The sequence below is a fragment of the Treponema sp. genome, assembly GCF_045641405.1.
Classification (GTDB): Bacteria; Spirochaetota; Spirochaetia; order Treponematales; family Treponemataceae; genus Treponema_D.
In genome coordinates, this window is the sequence record NZ_JAZUGX010000063.1 from 121,102 (window position 1) to 130,689 (window position 9,588).

Annotated in this window: 8 protein-coding genes; 3 read left to right on the top strand and 5 right to left on the bottom strand. The window is 43.6% G+C overall.

Annotated features, from left to right (window positions below):
* The first annotated feature begins 115 nt into the window (after positions 1–115).
* Complete coding sequence (locus ACKI39_RS10180; protein ID WP_407400177.1) at positions 116–976, top strand: flagellin N-terminal helical domain-containing protein; 861 nt, start codon at positions 116–118, stop codon at positions 974–976.
* A gap of 102 nt (positions 977–1,078) precedes the next feature.
* On the opposite strand, the gene ACKI39_RS10185 is transcribed toward ACKI39_RS10180, so the two are convergent.
* From ACKI39_RS10185 to ACKI39_RS10205, 5 genes are all read right to left on the bottom strand, one after another.
* Positions 1,079–1,864: a helix-turn-helix transcriptional regulator gene (locus tag ACKI39_RS10185; RefSeq protein WP_407400179.1), complete on the bottom strand. Its 786-nt coding sequence runs from the start codon at positions 1,862–1,864 to the stop codon at positions 1,079–1,081.
* A gap of 124 nt (positions 1,865–1,988) precedes the next feature.
* Positions 1,989–3,038: an ABC transporter permease subunit gene (locus ACKI39_RS10190; protein WP_407400181.1), complete on the bottom strand. Its 1,050-nt coding sequence runs from the start codon at positions 3,036–3,038 to the stop codon at positions 1,989–1,991.
* Positions 3,039–4,133 carry an ABC transporter permease gene (locus ACKI39_RS10195; protein WP_407400183.1) on the bottom strand — a complete coding sequence of 365 codons (1,095 nt, stop codon included), beginning with the start codon at positions 4,131–4,133 and terminating at the stop codon, positions 3,039–3,041.
* Positions 4,133–5,641 (bottom strand): sugar ABC transporter ATP-binding protein, encoded by a 1,509-nt coding sequence (locus ACKI39_RS10200; protein WP_407400185.1) that lies wholly within the window; start codon positions 5,639–5,641, stop codon positions 4,133–4,135. The genes ACKI39_RS10195 and ACKI39_RS10200 overlap by 1 nt, the downstream gene beginning before the upstream one ends.
* 125 nt (positions 5,642–5,766) lie before the next feature.
* Positions 5,767–6,696, bottom strand: coding sequence for an ABC transporter substrate-binding protein (locus ACKI39_RS10205; RefSeq protein ID WP_407400187.1), 930 nt, complete (start codon positions 6,694–6,696; stop codon positions 5,767–5,769).
* A 230-nt stretch (positions 6,697–6,926) separates the two neighbouring features.
* Here ACKI39_RS10205 and ACKI39_RS10210 point away from each other — a divergent pair, with 230 nt between their 5' ends.
* A complete protein-coding gene (locus ACKI39_RS10210) occupies positions 6,927–8,525 on the top strand; it encodes a xylulokinase (RefSeq protein ID WP_407400189.1) in 1,599 nt (532 codons plus the stop codon).
* Between the two features lie 192 nt (positions 8,526–8,717).
* A complete protein-coding gene (gene araD / locus ACKI39_RS10215) occupies positions 8,718–9,434 on the top strand; it encodes an L-ribulose-5-phosphate 4-epimerase AraD (protein WP_407400191.1) in 717 nt (238 codons plus the stop codon).
* The last annotated feature ends 154 nt before the right edge of the window (positions 9,435–9,588 follow it).

Consider the following 9,588-nt stretch of genomic DNA (forward strand, 5'->3'; position numbering starts at 1 on the left):
AAAGTTAATTTTTCAATCTCCGAAAATCAATATATAGGGTGGTAGACCCAAAGTAGGGGAAGCAGATTTCACGATTTGCTTGCAACTATAGTACCTTGATCATAGGAGATAAATTATGGTTATCAATCACAACATGAGTGCAATGTTTGCACAGCGTTCAGAAGGAATCACTGAACTCAACAACCAGAAGAACATGGAAAAGCTCTCTTCTGGTATGAAGATCAACCGTGCTGGTGACGACGCTTCAGGACTCGCAGTTTCTGAAAAGATGCGTTCACAGATCCGCGGATTGAATCAGGCTTCTACAAATGCAAAGAATGGTATTTCTTTCATTCAGACAACAGAAGGTTACCTCCAGGAAACAACAGACATCGTACAGCGCATCCGTGAACTCGCAGTACAGTCTTCAAACGGAATCTACTCAGACGAAGACCGCATGCAGATCCAGGTTGAAGTTTCTTCCCTCATCGCAGAAGTTGACCGCATCGCATCTTGCGCACAGTTCAACGGTATGAACATGCTCACAGGTCGCTTTGCTCGCCCAACAGGTGAAAACAACGTTACAGCTTCTATGTGGCTCCACATTGGTGCTAACATGGACCAGAGAACACAGGTATTCATTGGAACAATGTCTGCTTCAGCTCTCGGACTCCGCAACGTTGGTACAGAAGAAATCATGACTCTCGAGTCTCCAGATGAAGCTAACCGCGCAATCGGAACTCTTGATGAAGCTCTCAAGAAGATCAACAAGCAGCGTGCTGACCTCGGTGCATACCAGAACCGTCTCGAAAAGACAGTTGTAGGACTTGATGTTGGTGCAGAAAACCTCCAGGCTTCTGAATCACGCATCCGTGATACAGACATGGCTAAGGAAATGGTTGACTTCACAAAGGACCAGGTTCTTACACAGGCTGGAACAGCTATGCTCGCTCAGGCAAACCAGTCTTCACAGAACGTTCTCTCACTCCTCCAGTAGGTTTGACAAGGCGGAGATTCGTCTCCGTCTCTTGAACGAATTTAAAAATAGAAAAGCTGCCGTTATATGGCAGCTTTTTTTGTTTTAAATTCAATGTGTTTTTTACTCTGCTTTCTGTTTCCTGTATTGATGTGGAGAAATACCGTTCATTTTCTTGAAAGCACGGATGAAGTTTTCGCATTCATTGTAGCCGCACTGCTGTGAAATGTCCTGTATGGTAAGATCAGTTGTATTAAGCAACCTGAGAGCTTTTTCATTTACAAAGAAATGAATGTCCGATTGAGGAGTTACGCCAAAAGTCTTTTTATAGAGAACTGAAAAATGAGATCTAGTAAGGAAGAAATGATCTGCCATCAAATCCACAGTCCATTTCTCTGGACTTTCTGACACTTCCTTTCTTAGCTGAGTCAATCTATATCTAGTCTCGCTTTCTCTTTTAGTCTTTGTGGTCGGATAAAGCCTATTGACCTGAAGGTTGGACATGACCTTGCAAAGACGGTCCAAAAGCTCATGATCATGGTTTTCCCAACGTTCCGTAAGGAAATATGTAATATCCATCATCTCACGCCTGATGATCTCGGCATCGGTTACATAAAACACTTCGTTGAAAGGAATCTGGAAATCATTGAAGAATGACATGTCTTCAGGAAGAAACCTGATATAGTCATTTTCAAATTCGTTGTTCTTGCTCCAATAGATCTGAGGAGTTCCTGGTCTATAGAGAATACATGCATTTGCCTGGGTTTCAATCTGGTTGCCGTCCAAAGTAATAACCATTGGATTATAGAAATGAAGAAGGACACATTCCTTAGTTCCATCCACGAACTTTATCTTAAAAGAGGATTCTTCTATTTTTTTGTAAAACGCACCGGCAAAGTGTATTTTCATATCTTTTTATTATAAATCCTAACTTATTAAATTGCAAAACTGGGAATTAAAAAATGGCTGTCCTACAAAGCTTTAGGACAGCCGAAGTTTTGTATCAGCTCAATGATTTTGTCATTGTTTCAGATTATTTAGAATTCTTTCTTGAAAGAACAATACTCTGAATAAGGAGGAAAAGACAAATCATGAAGGCTACAGTAATGTTTGTCCACCATGCGTCATCAAGACCAAGGGAAGAAACGATGTTCTTGATTGTTGCAAGGGAAAGGACACCAAAGAATGTACCTGCAATGTTTCCTACACCACCAGTAAGCATGGTTCCACCGATGATGGAAGATGCAATGGCGTTCATTTCATAACCACTGGCATGGCTTGGAGATGCCGAACCAACATGCATGAAGTAAACGAAACCACCGATCGCTGCAAGAATCGAACAGATGAAGTGTGCAAGGAATTTTGTCATAGGCACGTTGATACCGAGCATGTTTGCACTCTGCTGATTTCCACCAACTGCGTAGAAGTTGCGTCCAAGCTTTGTCCATCTGAGGACAAGGAAAAGAACTACGACTACAAGAATGGCAACAAGTACGCCAGGTTCAACATAGGCAGGAATGTATTTTCCAACCTTGTTTACAGATCCCATGCCAGGAACATAGATTCTAGTTTCAATAAGCTTTACGAATCCTTCGTGCTCAACATTGAACTGTGTAGCATTTACGATAGTTGTCATACCCTTTGCAAAGAACATTCCTGCAAGCGATACGATGAAAGGCTGGATATCAAGGAAAGCAACAAGGAATCCCTGAACAAGACCAAAACCAACGCCAATCATCAAAGCGTACATGATTGCCCCGCCGATAGATCCACCTTTCATATCAAGGTGAACAGCACAGCACATGCAGACAAGGGCTGTAACCGTACCAACAGAGATATCGATTCCGCCTGTAATCATGACAAGACTTAAGGCACATGAAAGAACAATAAGCGATGCATTTTCATTCAACAGGTTGAAGAAAGTCTGTGGCTTTTTGAAACCTGATCCAAGAAACACGACTGCAAGAAGATACATTGCAACGAAAACTGCAACCGTAATCACCAGAAGAAGGTTTGTATCTGAAAGGGGTCTCTTTTTTGCAAGGACTGTTTCATTCTGATTCTTTTTGTTAAGAAAATTCATTTAGTTGCCTCCCTTCACTACCGTTGGTTTTCTTGCACCAGACAACTGCTTAGCAAGTCGAGACATCTTCTCGCGGAATACAGGTGCACTGATTACAACGAGGATGATAACTACAACAGCCTTGTATGCAGGAAGCGCAGTCGATGCAACATTGAACTTGAACAGTGTTGTCGTAAGGAACTGAATTACGTATGCACCAAGAATTGAAGCCCACATGTTGAACTTACCGCCGCTAAGTGCGTTTCCACCAAGTGCTACTGCCAGAATGGCATCCATTTCAATATCCTTTGCAATAACTGAATAGTTGATTGAAGAGATACGGCATACCTTGATGAAACCTGCAACTGCTACACAAAGTCCCATAATCACATAAGTGATGAACTTGATGAACTGTGGATCAAGACCGTTGAGTCTTGAAGAATTGCTGTTGATACCTACTGCCTGTGTATAGAGTCCAAGGTTGGTGAACTTGAGGACCACCATGGTTATTATTATACACAAGATTGCAATGAACACTGGAGTTGGAACCGCAATACCTGGAATGAAGTTTCCGAAATATCCAAATGTTGGATCTACAACAATCGGAAGAGCATTGTCATTGATCCACGCAGCGATTGAACGGCCTGCTGTAAAGAGAATCAATGTCGCAACCATAGGCTGAATCTTGAAGTAAGAAACCAGCATACCGTTGAATCCACCGAATGCCATGCTTACGATACAGCCAACAAGGAATGCCACAAAAATTGGAGCCTGAAGTTCCTCTGGACGAGCTTCCGTTCCGCAGAGAACACGAAGAATCACAGATCCTGCAATGGCGATTCCAGCACCTACGGAAATATCCTGTCCACCTGAAGCAGCGGTTACCAAGGTCATACCGATGGCAAGAATTGCAAGCTCAGATGCGTTGTCAAGGATAGTGATGAGATAACCTGAAAGAACAGGGAATCCTTCGCTATTCTGTCCAAGAGTAATCTTGAAGAATGTTGGATCTGCAACAAGATTGAATACAACAAGAATCAACAGTGCAGCAACTGGAATGAAAATCTGCTTTTTAACAAGACCAAGAAGGAGGTCTGGCAATTTTTTAGAAGACATTATTTTTCTCCTCCCGCAATAGTTTCCATAATTTTTGTCTGGTTCAAGTCATTTCCTGAAAGCTCACCTACCTGCTTAAGGTCGCGCATGACTACAAGGCGTGAACATGTACGAAGCATTTCGTCGATTTCTGATGAAATGAACGTAACGCTCTTGCCTTCCTTTGCAAGCTTAAGGACAAGCTCCTGGATTTCTGTCTTTGTACCGATATCGATACCGCGAGTAGGCTCATCAAGGATGAGGTACTGTGGATTTGAAAGCAAGGCACGGGCAAGAAGAACCTTCTGCTGGTTGCCACCTGACAGAGACTTGATTGGAGTTTCTGCGGAAGCTGTCTTGATTTCAAGAAGCTTGATATATTCGTCTGCGAACTTTTCCTGTTCTGCACGGCTGAAAGGCTTGAAGAATCCCTTCATTACCTGAAGCGCAAGAATAAGATTTTCGCGGACTGAAAGGTCACCGATGATACCGTCACGCTTTCTGTCTTCAGGAAGATAACTGATTCCATTCTTCATGGCATGGATTGGCTTTGTGATGCTTACATCCTTTCCATTTACTTTCACCTTTCCACCGAGTACTTTATCAGCACCGAATACAGCGCGGACACTTTCACTTCTTCCTGAACCAAGAAGACCTGTAAATCCGTTTACTTCTCCCTTGTGAATCTTGAAGTCGAATGGCTTTACACCACCTGTACTTGAAAGTCCTTCAGCTTCATATACAACATCATCCGAAGAGAATGTCGGAGTCTCACTTGACTTTGAAGACTGATCAAGATTTTCAATTGATTTTCCAAGCATCTTTGAAACAAGTTCAAGGCGAGGAAGATCACGGATTTCATATTCACCAACAAGCTGACCGTCACGAAGAACAGTGATTCTGTCACAGATTTCATAAACCTGTTCAAGGAAGTGAGTAACGAAGATGATGCCTACACCCTTTGCACGAAGATCACGCATAAGGCGGAACAGCTTCTGAACTTCCTGATCGTCAAGAGATGAAGTTGGTTCGTCAAGAATGAGGATCTTGCAGTCCATATCAACGGCACGGGCAATGGCAACCATCTGCTGAACTGCAATGGAACAGCTTGAAAGCTGCTGTTCTGCTTCACAAGGAATATCGAGTTCCTTGAGGATTTTTGCGGCACCTTCATTCATCTTCTTCCAGCTTGTGAAAGGTCCCTTTGTTCTTCCTATATACATGTTCTCCGCAACAGTAAGGTTATTGCAGAGGGTAATTTCCTGGTAAACTGTAGAGATACCCGCATTCTGGGCATCCTGTGGGGAGCGAATGTTTACAGCTCCGATTCCTTTAACAAATACCTGGCCTTCATCTTTCTGATAAACACCAGTCAGAACCTTGATCAAAGTTGATTTTCCGGCTCCGTTTTCTCCCATAAGAGCGTGAATTTCACCTTCACGCAAAGTAAAATCAATATTCTGCAATGCATATACACCTGGGAATCTCTTGTGTATTCCACGCATTTCAAGAACTGATTTATCCTGCATGGTCGTCCTCCAAAAAAAAACACGAGGTTCGGATTTTTAGACAATCCGCCCCTCGTGTCCAAGGTATTGGATTCTCCAACAATTTTATAGTTATTATTTATCGAAGAATCCAGTCATAATCTAGATTAGATACCGTACTTTGCAACATCAGCCTTTGTGATTGTTGCTGCATCAAATCCCTTTTCTACCATTATAACTGTCTTCTGCTTTGCACCATTCTTGATGATGTCGTTGATGTATGAAGCCTGGAATGGGTTGCACTGACCATCATAGTTCCATCTCTTTGCAAGGAGTTCTTCAAGAGCCCACTTGTTGCAGTCGAATCCCATGATGATTACATCTTTTCCAACACCGTGAGAGATACCAGCCTTATCAAGAGCAGCAGCTGCACCCTTAGCCATATCGTCGTTTTCAGCGTAGATTACGTTGAACTTCTTTCCTGAGTCGATTACAGACTGAACGATCTGCTGTGCGTTTTCTGCGTTGCATTCAGCTGTGTGCTGAGCAACGATGTTCCAGTTTGCTTCTGGCTTTGCCTTTGCATCAAGAGCACCTGAGCGTCCGATCTGAGCAGCTGAACCCATAACACCCTGGATGTGGATTACATTGTATTCCTTAAGGTTCTGTGAAGCGAGCCAATCTACTGCTGTCTTTCCTTCCTGAGCCATGTCAGAAACGATTGATGCTTCATAAAGGCTTGAATCTGCATCGATTGTGCGGTCAAAAAGGATAACCTTAACACCTGCGTCCTTTGCATCCTTGAGAACTGATGTCCAACCAGATGTACCAGCAGCAGAGATGAGGAGGTAGTCTACTTCATCCTGTACCATCTTGCGAGCTGCAGCGATCTGTTCGTCGTTCTTAAGGCTGTAGAAGAATGTTGGCTTGTAGCCGTTCTTCTTTGTGAATGTGTTCTTCATGTCGTTAACGTTAGCTGTACGATAACCTGATTCGTTAGGGTCATTGTTGATGATACCAACCTTGATCAACTTTGCAGCAAATGTTGGAAGAACTGCCATAGCCATTGCAGCAGCAAACACTAAAATCTTTTTCATAGTTACACCTCTAAAAAAAGTTTGAATTAAGGATGTCCTCTACATCCCTTGTGATTATGATTATCAACTGAAAATTTGCAGAAAGGAATAGTTTTTTTGTTCCCGATTTTCAAGTTTTCCTATCATTATGTTCGAATTTTCATATTTAGTGATAGTTTTTGACCATTTGCAGGAAAATTCAGCACTTGTTTTTTTTACAATGTCGGTTAGTATGATTTGCAGAGGTAAATATGACAAAAGAAGCAGTTGCTAAAGAAATTGAAAATGGTCAGGCTGCCCTTGGAATCGAATTCGGTTCTACACGCATAAAGGCAGTTCTTATAGATTCAGAAAAAAATCCCGTTGCAGGCGGCGGTTTTACTTGGGAAAATTCCCTTGCTGACGGAATATGGACCTACAGCCTTGAAGAAGTCCACAACGGAATCGTAACCGCTTATGCAGAATTGAAGAAAGACGTCCAGGAAAAATACGGCGTAAAGCTTACAAAACTCAAGGCACTCGGAATCAGCGCCATGATGCACGGCTATCTTGCCTTTGACAAGGACAACAATCTTCTTGTTTCATACAGAACATGGAGAAATACAATTACAGGGCAGGCTTCAAAAGAGCTTACGGAACTTTTCAACTATCCATGTCCTGAACGCTGGAGCATTTCCCACTACTATCAGGCAATTCTTAAAAAGGAACCCCACATTCCACAGGTAGACTTCTTTACTACCCTTGCAGGTTATGCCCACTTCATGCTTACAGGCAAAAAGGTTCTTGGCGTAGGCGATGCAAGCGGGATGTTCCCTATTGACGCAAATACAGGTGACTACGACAAGTCAATGGTTGCAAAGTTTGATGAAATCGCAGCTTCAAAGGGAGCATCAAAAAAGCTTCTTGACCTCCTTCCAAAGGCAATTCCAGCAGGAGCAGATGCTGGTACACTTACAAAAGAAGGTGCAAAATGGCTTGATCCAACAGGAGAACTTTCAGACGGAATTCTCTGCGCACCACCGGAAGGAGATGCAGGAACAGGAATGGTTGCAACAAATGCCGTTGCTCCACGCACGGGAAACATTTCTGCAGGAACCTCCGTATTTGCAATGGTAGTCCTTGAAAAGGCACTTTCAAAGGCTTACCCTGGAGTAATCGACATCGTTACAACTCCAGACGGAAAACCGACAGCAATGGTTCACGTAAACACATGTACTGCTGAATTCAACAAATGGGTTGGAATAATCGGAGAAGCAGCAAAGCTTCTTGGCGCAGACTTTGATACGGGCAAACTTTACGACACCATTCTTGGAAGCGCAAAGGACGGAGACAAGGACTGCGGCGGAGTTTATACAATCAACTACATCTCAGGTGAAGGCGTCACAGACTTTAGCGAAGGCCGTCCGATGGTTGTACGCTCACAGGATGCAAAATTCAATCTTGCAAATTTCATGAGAAGCCAGTTCTATTCAGCAGTTGGAACATTGCGTCTTGGAATGGATGTTCTTTTCAACGAGAACGTAAAGATCGATTCCATGACAGGACACGGCGGATACTTCAAGACAGAAGGCGTTGGTCTTGAAACAATGGCAGCCGCAATGCATACACCTATCAGTGCAATGGCAACAGCAGGTGAAGGCGGTCCATGGGGAATGGCCCTTCTTGCAGCATATGCCGCAGATACAAAAGGAAAGAACCTTGGTGACTGGCTTGAAAGCGAAGTGTTTGCAAGCGCACAGAAAAAGACAGTAGCCCCTGCAGCCGATGATGTTGCAGGATTTGACAAGTGGCTCGAAGGATACAAACAGTCTCTTGCCGCAGAACGCACAGCTGTTGAAAATCTTAAATAGTTTTATATAAATGCTTCCGTCGGGAACCGGGCCAAGCCTGCTAGGGTGCTCCCTTTCCACCTAAAAAGCTGAGGGTTTCACCCTCAGAATTGGATTGGGTCGCAAATCGCAGTTTGGCACGAACCCCTACTCCGCATTTATATAACTAATTAAAACATCACCTCCTCGTTCAGAGGATAGGAGAAAAACAATATGGGAAAATACACAGAATTACAGAGAGAAGCATACGAAGCAAACATGGAAATTCCGGCACAGCATCTTGCCCTTTACACATGGGGAAATGTAAGTGCCTTTGACAAGGATGCAGGAGTATTTGCAATCAAGCCTTCGGGAGTTCCGTATCCTGAACTTACAGCAGACAGCATGGTGATTGTTGACCTGGACGGAAATGTTGTTGAAGGAAAACTTAGGCCATCAAGCGACACTCCAACCCACGCAGTCCTCTACAAGGAATTCGCAGTGGCAGACGAAGCAAAAATCGGCGGAATCATCCACACCCACTCAACATATGCCGTAAGCTGGGCACAGGCAGTAAAGGCAGTTCCACTGTTTGGAACGACTCATGCAGACCACATTCAAACGGCAGTTCCATGTACACCATATTTGAGCCGCGAAGCAGTTCAGAACGACTATGAAAAGGAAACGGGAAACCTTATCGTAAGCCATTTCCGCTCTCTCAAGCTTAATCCAGATGAGGTAAACATGGTTTTGGTTGGAGGACACGGGCCATTCGCATGGGGAGCAACAGCAGCAAAATCGGTATACAACGCAGCTGTTCTTGAAGAAGTAAGCCACATGGCAATGAACACACTCCAGATCAACTCATCACAACAGACATTGCCTGACTACATCATCGAAAAGCACTACATGAGAAAGCACGGTCCAAATGCGTATTATGGACAGAAGTAAGAAATCTTCAAAGTAAAATCATAACCACCCCTCAAAGGGGTGGTTTGCACTGTGGCTATAAGCCAAGTGTCTCAAACATGCGTCTCAAGGCGCTTGCTTTCACTAACGTTCAAGCCTACCGTAGTTTGACACCCGCAGGGGCATGAAGCCCCGT

What these genes read in the sequence shown, in the direction of transcription:
- ACKI39_RS10195 (WP_407400183.1), bottom strand. Translation starts at nt 4,133, where the DNA reads ATGTCTTCTAAAAAATTGCCAGACCTCCTTCTTGGTCTTGTTAAAAAG.
- ACKI39_RS10200 (WP_407400185.1), bottom strand. Translation starts at nt 5,641, where the DNA reads ATGCAGGATAAATCAGTTCTTGAAATGCGTGGAATACACAAGAGATTC.
- ACKI39_RS10180 (WP_407400177.1), top strand. Translation starts at nt 116, where the DNA reads ATGGTTATCAATCACAACATGAGTGCAATGTTTGCACAGCGTTCAGAA.
- ACKI39_RS10190 (WP_407400181.1), bottom strand. Translation starts at nt 3,038, where the DNA reads ATGAATTTTCTTAACAAAAAGAATCAGAATGAAACAGTCCTTGCAAAA.
- ACKI39_RS10185 (WP_407400179.1), bottom strand. Translation starts at nt 1,864, where the DNA reads ATGAAAATACACTTTGCCGGTGCGTTTTACAAAAAAATAGAAGAATCC.
- araD (WP_407400191.1), top strand. Translation starts at nt 8,718, where the DNA reads ATGGGAAAATACACAGAATTACAGAGAGAAGCATACGAAGCAAACATG.
- ACKI39_RS10205 (WP_407400187.1), bottom strand. Translation starts at nt 6,696, where the DNA reads ATGAAAAAGATTTTAGTGTTTGCTGCTGCAATGGCTATGGCAGTTCTT.
- ACKI39_RS10210 (WP_407400189.1), top strand. Translation starts at nt 6,927, where the DNA reads ATGACAAAAGAAGCAGTTGCTAAAGAAATTGAAAATGGTCAGGCTGCC.